21 protein-coding genes and 2 pseudogenes are annotated in these 12,379 nt (G+C 70.0%); all 23 read right to left on the bottom strand.

Annotated elements, in window-relative coordinates:
* Window positions 1-12 precede the first annotated feature (12 nt).
* Window positions 13-594: an adenylate kinase gene (locus tag ACEQ2X_RS16145; RefSeq protein ID WP_370326858.1), complete on the bottom strand. Its 582-nt coding sequence runs from the start codon at window positions 592-594 to the stop codon at window positions 13-15.
* A gap of 92 nt (window positions 595-686) precedes the next feature.
* Window positions 687-1,976 (bottom strand): preprotein translocase subunit SecY, encoded by a 1,290-nt coding sequence (gene secY / locus ACEQ2X_RS16140; protein ID WP_370326857.1) that lies wholly within the window; start codon window positions 1,974-1,976, stop codon window positions 687-689.
* A gap of 74 nt (window positions 1,977-2,050) precedes the next feature.
* Window positions 2,051-2,497 (bottom strand): 50S ribosomal protein L15, encoded by a 447-nt coding sequence (rplO, locus tag ACEQ2X_RS16135; RefSeq protein ID WP_370326856.1) that lies wholly within the window; start codon window positions 2,495-2,497, stop codon window positions 2,051-2,053.
* A gap of 297 nt (window positions 2,498-2,794) precedes the next feature.
* Window positions 2,795-2,968 (bottom strand): annotated as a pseudogene (gene rpmD, locus ACEQ2X_RS16130) (50S ribosomal protein L30); the annotation flags it as partial.
* Between the two features lie 3 nt (window positions 2,969-2,971).
* On the bottom strand, window positions 2,972-3,598 hold the full coding sequence (gene rpsE, locus ACEQ2X_RS16125) for a 30S ribosomal protein S5 (RefSeq protein WP_370326855.1): 627 nt from the start codon (window positions 3,596-3,598) through the stop codon (window positions 2,972-2,974).
* 13 nt (window positions 3,599-3,611) lie between these two features.
* Window positions 3,612-3,974, bottom strand: coding sequence for a 50S ribosomal protein L18 (gene rplR, locus ACEQ2X_RS16120; protein WP_370326854.1), 363 nt, complete (start codon window positions 3,972-3,974; stop codon window positions 3,612-3,614).
* Between the two features lie 3 nt (window positions 3,975-3,977).
* Entirely contained in the window at window positions 3,978-4,514 is a 537-nt protein-coding gene (gene rplF / locus ACEQ2X_RS16115; protein ID WP_370326853.1) for a 50S ribosomal protein L6, read from the bottom strand.
* Between the two features lie 22 nt (window positions 4,515-4,536).
* Window positions 4,537-4,935, bottom strand: coding sequence for a 30S ribosomal protein S8 (rpsH, locus tag ACEQ2X_RS16110; protein WP_370326852.1), 399 nt, complete (start codon window positions 4,933-4,935; stop codon window positions 4,537-4,539).
* 101 nt (window positions 4,936-5,036) lie between these two features.
* A complete protein-coding gene (gene rplE / locus ACEQ2X_RS16105; protein ID WP_370326851.1) occupies window positions 5,037-5,699 on the bottom strand; it encodes a 50S ribosomal protein L5 in 663 nt (220 codons plus the stop codon).
* A gap of 2 nt (window positions 5,700-5,701) precedes the next feature.
* The gene (gene rplX, locus ACEQ2X_RS16100; protein ID WP_370326850.1) at window positions 5,702-6,022 is read right to left on the bottom strand and encodes a 50S ribosomal protein L24; all 321 of its coding nucleotides are present in this window, start codon (window positions 6,020-6,022) and stop codon (window positions 5,702-5,704) included.
* On the bottom strand, window positions 6,022-6,390 hold the full coding sequence (rplN, locus tag ACEQ2X_RS16095; protein WP_370326849.1) for a 50S ribosomal protein L14: 369 nt from the start codon (window positions 6,388-6,390) through the stop codon (window positions 6,022-6,024). Before rplN ends, rplX begins: the two co-directional genes overlap by 1 nt.
* Before the next feature lie 36 nt (window positions 6,391-6,426).
* Entirely contained in the window at window positions 6,427-6,690 is a 264-nt protein-coding gene (rpsQ, locus tag ACEQ2X_RS16090) for a 30S ribosomal protein S17 (RefSeq protein WP_370326911.1), read from the bottom strand.
* A gap of 53 nt (window positions 6,691-6,743) precedes the next feature.
* Entirely contained in the window at window positions 6,744-6,959 is a 216-nt protein-coding gene (gene rpmC / locus ACEQ2X_RS16085) for a 50S ribosomal protein L29 (RefSeq protein WP_370326848.1), read from the bottom strand.
* Window positions 6,960-7,379: a 50S ribosomal protein L16 gene (gene rplP, locus ACEQ2X_RS16080; protein ID WP_370326847.1), complete on the bottom strand. Its 420-nt coding sequence runs from the start codon at window positions 7,377-7,379 to the stop codon at window positions 6,960-6,962.
* Window positions 7,380-7,387: 8 nt separating this feature from the next.
* Window positions 7,388-8,449 (bottom strand): 30S ribosomal protein S3, encoded by a 1,062-nt coding sequence (rpsC, locus tag ACEQ2X_RS16075; RefSeq protein ID WP_370326846.1) that lies wholly within the window; start codon window positions 8,447-8,449, stop codon window positions 7,388-7,390.
* Between the two features lie 4 nt (window positions 8,450-8,453).
* Window positions 8,454-8,867, bottom strand: a complete 414-nt coding sequence (gene rplV, locus ACEQ2X_RS16070; RefSeq protein ID WP_370326845.1) for a 50S ribosomal protein L22 — start codon at window positions 8,865-8,867, stop codon at window positions 8,454-8,456.
* Between the two features lie 3 nt (window positions 8,868-8,870).
* On the bottom strand, window positions 8,871-9,158 hold the full coding sequence (gene rpsS, locus ACEQ2X_RS16065) for a 30S ribosomal protein S19 (RefSeq protein ID WP_370326844.1): 288 nt from the start codon (window positions 9,156-9,158) through the stop codon (window positions 8,871-8,873).
* 18 nt (window positions 9,159-9,176) lie between these two features.
* Window positions 9,177-10,004, bottom strand: a complete 828-nt coding sequence (rplB, locus tag ACEQ2X_RS16060) for a 50S ribosomal protein L2 (protein ID WP_370326843.1) — start codon at window positions 10,002-10,004, stop codon at window positions 9,177-9,179.
* Between the two features lie 2 nt (window positions 10,005-10,006).
* Window positions 10,007-10,297, bottom strand: a complete 291-nt coding sequence (gene rplW, locus ACEQ2X_RS16055; protein WP_370326842.1) for a 50S ribosomal protein L23 — start codon at window positions 10,295-10,297, stop codon at window positions 10,007-10,009.
* Complete coding sequence (gene rplD, locus ACEQ2X_RS16050; RefSeq protein ID WP_370326841.1) at window positions 10,297-11,043, bottom strand: 50S ribosomal protein L4; 747 nt, start codon at window positions 11,041-11,043, stop codon at window positions 10,297-10,299. The genes rplW and rplD overlap by 1 nt, the downstream gene beginning before the upstream one ends.
* 2 nt (window positions 11,044-11,045) lie before the next feature.
* Complete coding sequence (rplC, locus tag ACEQ2X_RS16045; protein WP_370326840.1) at window positions 11,046-11,708, bottom strand: 50S ribosomal protein L3; 663 nt, start codon at window positions 11,706-11,708, stop codon at window positions 11,046-11,048.
* Window positions 11,709-11,815: 107 nt separating this feature from the next.
* On the bottom strand, window positions 11,816-12,124 hold the full coding sequence (gene rpsJ, locus ACEQ2X_RS16040; RefSeq protein WP_370326839.1) for a 30S ribosomal protein S10: 309 nt from the start codon (window positions 12,122-12,124) through the stop codon (window positions 11,816-11,818).
* A gap of 29 nt (window positions 12,125-12,153) precedes the next feature.
* A pseudogene (locus ACEQ2X_RS16035) lies at window positions 12,154-12,379 on the bottom strand (elongation factor Tu); the annotation flags it as partial.

Raw genomic sequence — 12,379 nt, 5'->3', positions numbered from 1 at the left:
GCGGCGACACCGTCAGCGGCCGGCGGTCTGCACCTCGCGGCAGGCGCCCAGCACCCGCTCGCGGACCTCCTCGATGCTGCCGAGCGCGTCGACGGCGATCAGCAGACCGGCCCTGCGGTAGTGCGGGATCAGCTCGGTGGTCTGGTCCCGGTACTCCTGCATCCGGCGCTTGAAGACCTCGTGGTCGTCGTCGTCCCGGCCGTCGGTGGCCTGCCGCTTGGCGATGCGGGCCTCGAGCTCGGCGTCGGGCACCTCGAAGTGGAGGACCGCGTCGAGGTCGACGTCGAGCATGGCCATCATCCCGCTGAGGGTGTAGGCCTGGCCGACGGTGCGCGGGTAGCCGTCCAGCAGGAAGCCGCTCTCCGCGTCGGCCTGGCGCAGCCGGTCGGCGACCATCCGGTTCACGACCGTGTCCGGCACGAGCTCGCCGCGGGACATGTAGCCCTTGGCCTCCTTGCCGAGCGGCGTCTCGCCCTTCACGTTCGCCCGGAAGATGTCCCCCGTGGAGATGTGGGGGATGCCGAACTCCTCGACGATGGCGGCCGACTGCGTTCCCTTGCCCGCACCCGGCGGGCCAAGCAGTACCAATCGCACTTCGCGTGCTCCTCCCACGATCGTCGTCACCCCGCGCCGTGCACGGACAGTCGGGTCACTCTACGGCCTGCCCGACGGCGGCCGCACATCCGTCAGCCGCGGATGAAGCCCTCGTAGTGGCGCTGCATGAGCTGGCTCTCGAGCTGCTTCATCGTCTCGAGCCCGACGCCGACCACGATCAGCAGCGTGGCCCCGCCGAGCGGGAACTGCACGTTGCCGAGGGCCAGCACGACGAGGGGCAGGATGGCGAGCGCACCCAGGTACAGCGACCCCGGCAGGGTGATGCGGGTCAGGACGCGATCCAGGTACTCGGCCGTCGGGCGACCCGGGCGGATGCCCGGGATGAACCCGCCGTACTTCTTCATGTTGTCGGCCACGTCGATCGGGTTGAACGTGATGGCCGTGTAGAAGTAGGCGAAGAAGATCGTCAGCGCCAGGTAGGTGGCGATGTAGACGGGGTGGCCGCCGGTCGCGAAGTAGCGGTTGACGAAGTTCGTCAGGCCGTCGTTGTTCACGATCGAGGCGCTCAGCTGCGGCAGGTACAGCAGCGAGGACGCGAAGATGATCGGGATCACGCCGGACTGGTTGACCTTCAGCGGGATGTAGGTCTGCTGGCCGCCGTACTGGCGTCGGCCGACCTGGCGCTTGGCGTACTGGACGGGGATGCGGCGCTGGCCCTGCTCGACGTACACCACGCCGACGATGAGGATCAGGCCCACCAGCACGAACACGGCGAACAGCACGGTGTTCTGCTGGTAGATGGCCGAGAACTGGCCGGGCAGCGCCGCGAGGATCGCCGCGTAGATGATCAGCGACATCCCGTTGCCGATGCCGCGCTGGGTGATCAGCTCACCCAGCCACATGATGAAGGCCGTGCCGGCGGTGAGGGTCAGGACCATCAGCGCCCGGATCGGGACCGAGTCGTCGGGGATCAGCCCCGCGGTGGGGATCGTCCCGCCGAACAGCTGGCCGGATTCGATCAGCACGATCAGGCCGGTCGACTGCAGGATCGCCAGCACCACGGTGACGTACCGGGTGATCTGGGTGATCCGCGCCGTGCCGGTCGCCCCCTCCTTCTGCCACTCCTCGAGCTTCGGGATCACCACCGCCAGCAGCTGCATGATGATGCTGGCGGTGATGTACGGCATGATCCCGAGCGCGAAGACCGCGAGCTGGGTCAGCGCGCCCCCGCTGAAGAGGTTCAGGAGCGCGGCGACGCCGCTCGCCTCGGCCTGCTGCAGGATGCCGTCGAGGACCTGGTAGTCGACCCCCGGGATCGGGATGACCGATCCCAGCCGGTACACCGCGATGATCGCGAGGGTGAAGAGGATCTTCCCCCGGAGGTCCGGGATCTTGAAGGCGTTCGCGAAGGCGCGGAACATCTAGGTCAACTCCGTTCGGGCAGGGACCCGACGTGGGGCCACGTCAGGTCCATGCTGGCACGACTGCCGGCGGGTCAGCGGGTCAGGCGCTGGACGGTGCCGCCGGCGTCGGTGATCTTCGCCTCCGCGGACTTCGAGAACGCGTGCGCCGACACGGTCAGCGACGTCGACAGCTCGCCGTCGCCGAGGATCTTCACCCGCTCCTCCGCGTCGCGGAGGAGGCCCTTCGCGGCCATGGCGGCGGGGTCGACGGTCGCGCCGGCCTCGAAGGCCGACTCGAGCCGCGACACGTTCACGCCGACGTACTCCACGCGGTTCCGGGGGGTGAAGCCGGGCAGCTTCGGCAGGCGGCGCTGCAGCGGCATCTGCCCGCCCTCGAACCCGAGGGGGACGTTCTTCCGCGCGCCGGTGCCCTTGGTGCCGCGGCCGGCGGTCTTGCCCTTGCCGGCGGCCTCGCCGCGACCCTTGCGCGTCTTGCGCCGGGTCGAGCCGGGAGCCGGCTTGAGGTCGTTGAGCTTCATGGTGGACTACTCCTCCTCGTCGGACGCCGGCTCGGGGTCGAGCGCCGCGTCCGCGACGTCGGGGTTCTCCGACGTGCCGCCCTTGACGGCCTTCCCGCGGGCCGGGTCGATCTGCGGGGTGTTCTGGACGACGTCCGCCGAGCTGTCGGCACCGGTGCCGGCGACGCCCTGGTCCTCGAGGAGCTCCTCGGTCCTCTCCGAGGGGCCCTCGACGACGCCGACGACGCCGGGCTCGCCGGTGTCGGCCACGGAGACCGCGGTCCGCACGGCCCGGGCCGGCACGGTGGTCCCGTCGGGGACCTCCTCGACGACGACCAGGTGGTTGATCGTGGCGACCATGCCGCGGAACTCGGGGCGGTCCGGGACCACCACGGTGTGGCGGATCCGGCGCAGCCCGAGGGACCGCAGCGTCGCGAGCTGGTTGCGCTTCGCGCCGTTGGACGACTTGACCTGGGTGACCTGCAGCGCCATGGCTCAGGCACCCGTCCCGGACGTGGCCTTGCCGGTCATGTTGGCGTACATCTTCGGCGGCATGAACTCCTCCATCTCGAGGTCGCGCATGGCGGCGACGTCCTGCGGGCGCTTCAGGCTCTGCAGGCCGGCGACGGTCGCGTGCACGACGTTGATGGGGTTCGGGGTGCCGAGGGACTTGGCCAGCACGTCGGTGATCCCGGCCGCCTCGAGCACGGCGCGCACCGGGCCACCGGCGATCACGCCGGTACCGGGGGCGGCGGGCTTCAGGACGACGCGACCCGCGCCGTGCACGCCGATGACCGGGTGCACGATGGTCTTCTGGATCATCGGCACGGCGAAGAGGTTCTTCTTCCCGATCTCGACGCCCTTCTGGATCGCCGCGGGGACCTCCTTGGCCTTGCCGTAGCCCACGCCGACGGTGCCGTTGCCGTCACCGACGACCACCAGGGCGGTGAAGGAGAACCGACGGCCGCCCTTGACGACCTTGGCGACGCGGTTGATCGCGACGACCTTCTCCTCGTACGGGCTCTTCTCCTCGGGACGTCCGCCGCGGCCGCCGCGGCCACCACGGCCGCCGCGGCCGCCGTCGCGGCCACCTCGGGGGTTGTTGGGGGGGTTGTAGGCCATGATGTGAGTCCTTCTAGAAGGTCAGTCCGGCGTCACGGGCGGCGTCGGCGAGTGCCTGGACGCGCCCGGCGTACCGGTTGCCGCCGCGGTCGAAGACGACCTGGTCGATGCCCGCGTCCTTCGCGCGCTCGGCGACGAGTCGGCCGACGGCCTTCGCCTCGCCGACCTTGCCGTCGCCGTCGGGCGAGAAGGACGCCTCGGTCGAGGACGCGGCCGCCAGCGTGGCGCCGGCGCGGTCGTCGATGACCTGGGCGTAGATGTGGGTGTTGGAGCGGTACACCGCGAGGCGGGGACGCGTGGCGTCGCCCTGCACCTTCTTGCGGAGCCGGAGGTGGCGGCGGTCCCGCCCCGTCCGGCGTGCGTCGGTCTTTGCCATGGCTTACCCGGCCGCCTTTCCTGCCTTGCGGAGGATGTGCTCGTCGGCGTACTTGATGCCCTTGCCCTTGTAGGGCTCCGGCGGACGCAGCGACCGGATGTTCGCGGCGATCTGGCCGACCTGCTGCTTGCTCGCGCCGGTGATCGTGATCTGGGTCTGTGACGGGGTCTCGAACGTGATGCCGTCGATGGCGGGCACGTTGACGTCGTGGCTGAAGCCGAGCTGCAGCCTGAGGCCCTGGCCCTGCATCGCGGCGCGGTAGCCGACGCCGACGATCTCGAGGGACTTGGTGAACCCGTCGGTGACGCCGGTGATCATGTTGGCGACCAGCGTGCGGTAGAGCCCGTGGAGCTCGCGCGAGCGCCGCTCGTCGTCGGGGCGCGTCACGACGACCTGGTCGTCCTGCACGGCGACGTCGACGCCGTCGTGGAGGGCCTGGGTCAGGGTGCCGCGGGGGCCCTTGACGGTGATGGTGTCCGTGGACAGGGTCACGTCGACCCCGCTCGGGATCGGGACCGGTTCCTTGCCGATGCGACTCATGGTGTGTTCGTGTCCTTCCCGCCTACCAGACGTAGGCCAGGACCTCGCCGCCGACGCCGCTGCGTCGCGCGTCGCGGTCGGTCAGGAGGCCCTTCGAGGTCGAGACGATCGCGACGCCGAGGCCGCCCAGCACGCGGGGCAGCTCGTCGGACTTCGCGTAGACGCGGAGGCCGGGCTTCGACACGCGGCGCACGCCGGTGAGCACGCGCTCGCGGTCCTTGGTGTACTTGAGGGCCAGGCGCAGCGTGGCCTGGGGGGTCGTCGGCTCGACGACGTAGTCGCGGATGTAGCCCTCCTGCTTGAGGATCTCCGCGATGGACGCCTTGAGCTTGGACGACGGCATGTCGATCAGCTCCGTGTACGCCAGGTTGGCGTTCCGGATGCGGGTCAACATGTCAGCGACCGGATCGGTCATGCTCATCGTTGATCTGCTCCTCGGGGTTTCCGGGATCCTCCGCGGTGGGCGGGACCCGGGACTTCCCAGTCGGTGTGCGTGGTGGGGTCGGGGTGGTGGGGCGGCCGCTAGACCAGGTCGGCGGTCGCCTGGACGAGGCGCTGCATGGCCTCGGGCGCGGGCTCGCCCTCTTGGCGGATGAAGGGGAACCCGAAGGCGTCGAGCAGGGCGCGGCCGTGCTCGTCGGTCCGGGCGGTGGTCACGAACGTGATGTCCATGCCGCGGACCGCGTCGATGTCGTCGTAGTCGATCTCGGGGAAGATCAGCTGCTCGGTGATGCCGAGGGTGTAGTTGCCGGCGCCGTCGAACTTGGACGGCAGGCCGCGGAAGTCGCGGATCCGGGGGATCGCGACCGTCAGGAGGCGGTCGAGGAAGTCCCACATGCGCTCGTTGCGCAGGGTGACGCGGGCGCCCACGGGCATGCCCTCGCGCAGCTTGAACGTCGCGATCGACTTGCGGGCGCGTCGCAGCTGGGGCTTCTGGCCGGTGATCGTCGCGAGCTCGGCCATCACCTTCTCGATGACCTTCGAGTCGGCGACTGCTTCGCCGACCCCGACGTTCACCACGATCTTCTCGAGCCGCGGCACGTCCATCACGTTGCCGATGCCGAGCGACTCCATCAGCTCGGCCCGGAGCGTGTTGACGTACAGGGCCTTCAGGCGGGGGCGGTAGCGGACCTGCGCACCGTCGGCGGTGACCTCGGTGGTGGTCGTCATCTCGGTGTCGGACATGGCTACTTGAACTCCGAATCGCACTTGCGGCAGAAGCGGGTCTTCTCCCCGTCGACGATGCGGGCACCGACGCGGGTCGGCTCGTCGCAGGACGGGCAGACGGGCATGACGTTCGAGCTGTGGACGGGCACCTCGACGTGCTCGATCCCGCCCTCGCGGGCACCACGGCCGGTCATGCGGACCTGGCGGTGCCTGGTCGCGATGTTGACGCCCTCCACCATGACCTTGTCGGCCTTGGGGTAGACGTTGACGACGCGGCCCTGCTTGCCCTTGTCCTTGCCGCTGATCACCACGACGGTGTCGTCCTTCTTGATGCGCTGCATCAGATCACCTCCGGGGCGAGGGAGACGATGCGCATGAAGCGGTTGTCGCGCAGCTCGCGGCCCACCGGGCCGAAGATGCGGGTCCCTCGGGGGTTGTTGTTCGCATCGATCAGCACGCAGGCGTTGTCGTCGAAGCGGATGTAGGTCCCGTCCCGGCGGCGGCGCTCCTTGCGGGTGCGCACGACGACCGCCTTCACGACGTCGCCCTTCTTGACGTTCGCCTGCGGGATCGCCTGCTTGACGGTGGCGACGATGACGTCGCCGACGCCGGCGTAGCGCGCACCGGACCCGCCCAGCACGCGGATGCACAGCACCTCGCGCGCGCCGGAGTTGTCGGCGACGCGGAGGCGTGTCTCTTGTTGGATCATCGGATTGGCTCCTGGGGTCCGGGCGAAGCCCTGGGATTACTTGGCGCGCTCGAGGATCGCCTGGACTCGGAAGCGCTTGTCCTTGCTGAGCGGACGCGTCTCGACGATGCGGACGCGGTCGCCGACGCCGGCGTCGTTGGTCTCGTCGTGGGCCTTGTAGCGGGCCGACTTGGTGACGAACTTGTGGTACTTGGGGTGCTTGACGCGCCGCTCGACCAGGACCACGACGGTCTTGTCCATCTTGTCGGACACGACGATCCCGTCACGGACCTTGCGGGCGTTCCGGCCTGACGCCGCCATCTCCTCCTCGGCGGCGGCGCTGGTCTCGGCAGCGCTGGTGGTGGCGTCGGACATCAGCTGGTCTCCTCGCTGGCGGTGGCCCGGAGGGCCCGTTCGCGCTGGACGGTCATCACCCGCGCGATGTCGCGGCGGGTGCCCTTCAGGCGCTTGTAGTTGTCGAGCTGGCCGGTGGCGAGCTCGAAGCGCAGGTTGAAGAGCTCGGACTTGAACTCCTCGAGCTTCTCGTCGAGCTCGGTGTCGGACAGTTCTCGCAGTTCCTCGGCTCGCATCTAGGAGCCACCTCCCTCGCGTGCGACGAAGCGCCACTTCACGGGCAGCTTGTTGCCAGCCAGGCGGATCGCCTCGCGGGCGACCTCCTCGGGCACGCCGGCGATCTCGAACATGACGCGTCCCGGCTTCACGACGGCCACCCAGCCCTCGGGCGAGCCCTTTCCGGACCCCATGCGGGTCTCGGCCGGCTTCTTGGTGTAGGCCTTGTGCGGGAAGATGTTGATCCACACCTTCCCACCGCGCTTCATGTAGCGGGTCATGGCGATTCGGGCGGCCTCGATCTGCCGGGCGGTGACCCAGCCGGCGCTCAGGGCCTGGATGCCGTACTCACCGAAGGTGACATCGGATCCGCCCTTGGCGAGGCCGCGCTTGCGGCCGCGGTGCTGCTTGCGGTACTTGACGCGCTTTGGGGCGAGCATCGTCTCTCCTAGGCCTTGTCGCCGTCGTCCGGGTCGCCCAGGGCGTCGGACCACTCGTCGCCCTGGTCGGGCTGGGACGGGGTGGGCTCGGGCGTGGCGTCGGCGGCCGGGGTCGGCTGCGCGGCGTCGGCGTCCTGGGCGTCGGGCTGGGGGGTGGGGTTCTGGGGCGAGTCCGTCGCGGAGGACTGCTGGGAGGGGATGGGGGCCGGGTCCGTCGGATCCACCAGCGGCGTGGGCGCGCTGGTCGGGTCCGGGCCGACCGGGGTGGTGCCCTCGGGGGCCTCCTCCTCGGCAGCGGCCATCTGCTTGGCGACCTGGGCGGACACCTGGTCCGCGGCGGCCTGCTGGGCAGCGGCCTGCGCGGCGCGGGCCTCGGCCTCGATGCGCTCGCGCTCGCGGCGGGCCCGGGCGCGGGCGAGCCGCTCCTCGCGGTCCTCGCCCTGGGGCAGGACGTCACCGGTGTAGCTCCAGACCTTGACGCCGATGCGGCCGTAGGTCGTGCGCGCCTCGTCGAAGCCGTAGTCGATGTTGGCGCGGAGGGTGTGCAGGGGGACCTGGCCCTCGCGGTACCACTCGCTGCGGCTCATCTCCGAGCCGCCGAGGCGGCCCGAGCACTGGACGCGGACGCCCTTGGCGCCGGCCTTGATGGCGTTCTGGACCGCGCGCTTCATCGCACGCCGGAACGACACGCGGCCGCGCAGCTGCTCGGCCACGTTGTGGGCCGTCACCTGGGCGTCGAGCTCGGCGCTCTTGACCTCGTTGATGTTCAGCTTGATCTGCTTGCCGGTCATCTTCTGGAGCGTCTCGCGGATGGCGTCAGCCTCCGCGCCGCGACGGCCGATGACGATGCCGGGCCGGGCGGCCCGGACGTCGACGGTGATCCGGTCGCGGGTGCGCTCGATGTCGATGCGGCTGATCCCGGCGTGGCGGACGCGCTCCTTGATGAAGATGCGGACCTTGTAGTCCTCTTCGACGTAGTGCGCGTACTCCTTCTTGCCGGCGTACCACTTGGACTTGTGGTCCTTGATGACGCCGAGCCGGAACCCGTACGGGTGGATCTTCTGTCCCATGGTCCTAGCTCTCCTCGGCCGCGGTGTCGGCGTCGGCGGCGGTCGCGCCGACCCGGGCCCGCTCGGCGGCGGGCAGGCCGACGGTGATCGTGATGTGGCTGGTGCGCTTGCGGATGCGGTAGGCGCGGCCCATGGCGCGCGGCTGGAACCGCTTGAGGGTGGGGCCCTCGTCGACCTTCGCCTCGAGGACCACCAGGTCGTCGAAGTCGAGGTCCTTGTTGTTCTCCGCGTTGGCGATCGCCGAGTTCAGGGTCTTGAGGACCGGCCGGGCCGCGCCCTTGTCCATGAACTCGAGACGCCGTTGGGCGGCCTCGACGGTCATGCCGCGCAGGCCCTGGATGACCTGGCGGGCCTTGTACGGGCTGACGCGGACGTGCCGCGCGACCGCGAAGGCCTCGTTGGGGGATGAGATGCGCATGCCCTACCGCCTGCCCTTCGTGGCCTGCTTCTCACCGGCGCCGCGCCACTTGATTGCGCGCGTCGGGGCGAACTCGCCGAGCTTGTGCCCGACCATCGACTCCGAGATGAACACGGGCACGTGCTTCTGCCCGTCGTGCACGGCGATCGTGTGCCCGACCATGTCGGGGCTGATCTCCGAGCGTCGGGACCAGGTCTTGATGACCCGCTTCTGGTTGGACTCGTTCAGCTGGTCCACCTTGCGAGCGAGGTGGTGGTCGGTGAACGGCCCCTTGCGGAGGCTGCGTGGCATGGCTGTTCTCCCTGTGCCCTAGCGGCGCCGCTTGCCGCGGCGGCGGAGGATCTGTGCGTCGGACTGCTTGGGCTTGCGGGTCCGGCCCTCGGGCTTGCCCTTGTGGTTCGTGGGGTGGCGTCCACCGGACGTCCGGCCCTCACCACCGCCGTGCGGGTGGTCGACGGGGTTCATGACCACACCGCGGACGGTCGGGCGGCGTCCCTTCCAGCGGGTGCGGCCGGCCTTGCCCAGCTCGATCAGGTCGTGCTCGGCGTTGCCGACCTCGCCGATCGTGGCGCGGCAGGCGTTCTGGACCAGGCGGATCTCGCCGGACGGCAGGCGCAGCGCGGCGGTCTTGCCCTCCTTGGCGAGCAGCTGGACGCTGGTGCCGGCCGAGCGACCGAGCTTCGCGCCGCCGCCGGGCCGCATCTCGACGGCGTGGACCGAGGTCCCGACCGGGATGTTGACCAGCGGCAGGGCGTTGCCGGGCTTGATGTCGGCGGACTCACCGGACTCGACGTAGTCGCCGACGCCCAGGCCGCGGGGGGCCAGGATGTAGCGCTTCTCGCCGTCGAGGTAGTGCAGCCGCGCGATGCGGGCCGACCGGTTCGGGTCGTACTCGATCTCGGCGACGCGGGCGGGCACGCCGTCCTTGTTGCGCCGGAAGTCGATGATCCGGTACTTCTGCTTGTGGCCGCCGCCGCGGTGCCGCGTCGTGATGCGGCCCTGGCCGTTGCGGCCGGCCTTCTCCGGCTTGGGACCGGTGAGCGACTTCAGCGGCTTGTCGGTGGTGACCGTGTCGAAGTCGGACACGCTCATGCCGCGACGCGCCGCGGTCGTCGGCTTGTACCTGCGGATTCCCATGGCTAGAGGCCTCCTGCGAAGATGTCGATCTCCTCGCCCTCGGCGAGGGTGACGACGGCCCGCTTCGAGCTCTTGCGCTGGCCCATGATCAGCCCGAACCGCTTGGCCTTGCCCTTGCGGTTCATGGTGTTCACCTTGCGGACCCGGACGCCGAAGATCTCCTCCACGGCCTGCTTGATCTCGGTCTTGTTGGCGCTGGGGTGGACGATGAAGGTGTAGCGGCCCTCGTCGATCAGGCCGTAGCTCTTCTCCGACACCACCGGCGCGATGATCACGTCACGTGCGAAGCGCATCAGGCCTCATCTCCTTCGGGGTCCGAGGTACGCGTGGCGGCACCGGCGTCGCCGGCGGCTATCGCCTCGGCCTCGGCCATGTCGGGCGTCTCGGCGCCGGTGGCCGGCGCGAGGTCGGACCGGCGACCGGTCCCGATCAGCTCGAGGGCGTCGGACTCGATGACGACGACGTCGCTCGCGAGCACGTCGTAGGTGTTCAGCTGGTCGACGGTCAGGATGTGGACCGGCGGCAGGTTGCGGAAGCTCTTGATGACGTTCGCGTCGAACCCGGCGAGGACGAGCAGGACCTTGCGGCCGGCGACGCCCATGGCGTCGAGCAGCGCAGCTGCGCCCTTGGTGCTCGGCACGTCGAAGTCGAGGCCGTCGACGACCCGGAGGTCCCCGGTGGCGGTCCGGTCGCTCAGCGCGGAGCGCAGCGCGAGCCGCTTCAGCTTCTTGTTGACGCGCTTGGTGTAGTTCTCGACGCCGGTCGGGCCGTGCGCGACGCCACCGCCGCTCCACTGGACGGCGCGGATGGAGCCCTGGCGGGCGCGGCCGGTGCCCTTCTGGCGCCACGGCTTGCGGCCACCACCGCGGACCTCGCCGCGGGTCTTGACCTTCGAGGTGGCGCGACGGCCGGCGGCCAGCTGGGCGGTGACGACCTGGTGCATGACGCCCACGTTCGGCTCGATGCCGAACAGGGCGTCGTCGAGGTCGACGGTGCCCGAGCTGGACCCGTCGGCGGCGTACTTGTCAACGCTGGGCATGCCTACTCAGCTCCCTCGGCGGCCGGGACCGGCTTCTTCGCGGCGTTCTGGACCAGCACCATCGACCCGTTCGAGCCGGGGACGGCGCCCTTGATGAGCAGCAGGTTCCGCTCGGCGTCGACGCCGACGAGCTGCAGGCTCTGGGTGGTGACGCGGACGTTCCCGTAGCGGCCCGCCATGCGGGTGCCGGGGAACACGCGGGCGGGGGTGGCGCAGGCGCCGATGGCGCCCGGGGCGCGGTGCACCTTGTGCACGCCGTGCCCGGCGCCGAGGCCGGCGAAGCCGTGGCGCTTCATCGGGCCGCTGAAGCCCTTGCCCTTGGTCTTGCCGGTCACGTCGACGTACTCGCCGACGGTGAACTGGTCGACGGTGACGATGTCGCCCGGCTCGTGGTCACCGGCGAGGGTGACCTCCATCAGCCGGCGGGTCGGCTCGACGCCCGCCCGGGCGAAGTGCCCGGCCAGCGGCTTGTTGACCTTCTTCACGGTGCCGAAGCCCAGTTGCACGGCGGCGTAGCCGTCGCGGTCGGGGGTGCGGACCTGCACGACCGGGCACGGCCCGGCCTTCACGACCGTGACGGGCACGACCGCGCCGTCGTCGTCGAAGACCTGGGTCATGCCCAGCTTCGTGCCGAGGATCGCCTTGGTGGTGTTCGCGTGGCTCATCAGGGGGGAGATCTCCTACCGGCCGACCGCGCGGAGCGCCTGGTCGGGCGGAACAGATGGTGGGCGCGCCGTCGGGCGCACGTCGCATTTGGAACAGGCGCAGCCTGTTAGAGCTTGATCTCGATGTCGACGCCGGCCGGCAGGTCGAGCCGCATGAGGCTGTCCACCGTCTTCTGCGTCGGCTCGTGGATGTCGATCAGCCGCTTGTGCGTGCGCATCTCGAAGTGCTCGCGGCTGTCCTTGTACTTGTGGGGCGACCGGATGACGCAGACGACGTTCTTCTCCGTCGGCAGCGGCACCGGTCCGGTGATCCGCGCGCCCGTGCGCTCGACCGTGTCGACGATCTTCCGCGCGGAGCGGTCGATGACGTCGTGGTCGTACGCCTTCAGGCGGATCCTGATCTTCTGCTCGGCCATGTCGGACGTGCTCCTGGGGGTTCGCTGGCTCAGGCCAGGATCTTGGTGACGCGGCCCGCACCCACGGTCCGGCCACCCTCACGGATCGCGAAGCGCAGACCCTCGTCCATCGCGATCGGCTGGATCAACTCCACCGTCATCTCGGTGTTGTCACCCGGCATCACCATCTCGGTCCCACCCGGCAACTCCACCGCACCCGTGACATCCGTGGTCCGGAAGTAGAACTGCGGACGGTAGTTGTTGAAGAACGGCGTA

The sequence above is a fragment of the Euzebya sp. genome, assembly GCF_964222135.1.
Classification (GTDB): domain Bacteria; phylum Actinomycetota; class Nitriliruptoria; order Euzebyales; family Euzebyaceae; genus Euzebya.
The sequence above is the reverse complement of the archived record's forward strand: the minus strand, read 5'-3'. Positions and strand labels throughout refer to the sequence as shown.

What these genes read in the sequence shown, in the direction of transcription:
- rplV (WP_370326845.1), bottom strand. Translation starts at nt 8,867, where the DNA reads ATGCGCATCTCATCCCCCAACGAGGCCTTCGCGGTCGCGCGGCACGTC.
- rpsH (WP_370326852.1), bottom strand. Translation starts at nt 4,935, where the DNA reads ATGAGCATGACCGATCCGGTCGCTGACATGTTGACCCGCATCCGGAAC.
- rplO (WP_370326856.1), bottom strand. Translation starts at nt 2,497, where the DNA reads ATGAAGCTCAACGACCTCAAGCCGGCTCCCGGCTCGACCCGGCGCAAG.
- rplN (WP_370326849.1), bottom strand. Translation starts at nt 6,390, where the DNA reads ATGATCCAACAAGAGACACGCCTCCGCGTCGCCGACAACTCCGGCGCG.
- rpsJ (WP_370326839.1), bottom strand. Translation starts at nt 12,124, where the DNA reads ATGGCCGAGCAGAAGATCAGGATCCGCCTGAAGGCGTACGACCACGAC.
- rpsQ (WP_370326911.1), bottom strand. Translation starts at nt 6,690, where the DNA reads ATGGCGGCGTCAGGCCGGAACGCCCGCAAGGTCCGTGACGGGATCGTC.
- rplR (WP_370326854.1), bottom strand. Translation starts at nt 3,974, where the DNA reads ATGGCAAAGACCGACGCACGCCGGACGGGGCGGGACCGCCGCCACCTC.
- rpsC (WP_370326846.1), bottom strand. Translation starts at nt 8,449, where the DNA reads ATGGGACAGAAGATCCACCCGTACGGGTTCCGGCTCGGCGTCATCAAG.
- secY (WP_370326857.1), bottom strand. Translation starts at nt 1,976, where the DNA reads ATGTTCCGCGCCTTCGCGAACGCCTTCAAGATCCCGGACCTCCGGGGG.
- rplC (WP_370326840.1), bottom strand. Translation starts at nt 11,708, where the DNA reads ATGAGCCACGCGAACACCACCAAGGCGATCCTCGGCACGAAGCTGGGC.
- rplB (WP_370326843.1), bottom strand. Translation starts at nt 10,004, where the DNA reads ATGGGAATCCGCAGGTACAAGCCGACGACCGCGGCGCGTCGCGGCATG.
- rpsS (WP_370326844.1), bottom strand. Translation starts at nt 9,158, where the DNA reads ATGCCACGCAGCCTCCGCAAGGGGCCGTTCACCGACCACCACCTCGCT.
- rplE (WP_370326851.1), bottom strand. Translation starts at nt 5,699, where the DNA reads ATGTCCGACACCGAGATGACGACCACCACCGAGGTCACCGCCGACGGT.
- rplF (WP_370326853.1), bottom strand. Translation starts at nt 4,514, where the DNA reads ATGAGTCGCATCGGCAAGGAACCGGTCCCGATCCCGAGCGGGGTCGAC.
- rplP (WP_370326847.1), bottom strand. Translation starts at nt 7,379, where the DNA reads ATGCTCGCCCCAAAGCGCGTCAAGTACCGCAAGCAGCACCGCGGCCGC.
- rpmC (WP_370326848.1), bottom strand. Translation starts at nt 6,959, where the DNA reads ATGCGAGCCGAGGAACTGCGAGAACTGTCCGACACCGAGCTCGACGAG.
- rplW (WP_370326842.1), bottom strand. Translation starts at nt 10,297, where the DNA reads ATGCGCTTCGCACGTGACGTGATCATCGCGCCGGTGGTGTCGGAGAAG.
- rplX (WP_370326850.1), bottom strand. Translation starts at nt 6,022, where the DNA reads ATGCAGCGCATCAAGAAGGACGACACCGTCGTGGTGATCAGCGGCAAG.
- rpsE (WP_370326855.1), bottom strand. Translation starts at nt 3,598, where the DNA reads ATGGCCTACAACCCCCCCAACAACCCCCGAGGTGGCCGCGACGGCGGC.
- rplD (WP_370326841.1), bottom strand. Translation starts at nt 11,043, where the DNA reads ATGCCCAGCGTTGACAAGTACGCCGCCGACGGGTCCAGCTCGGGCACC.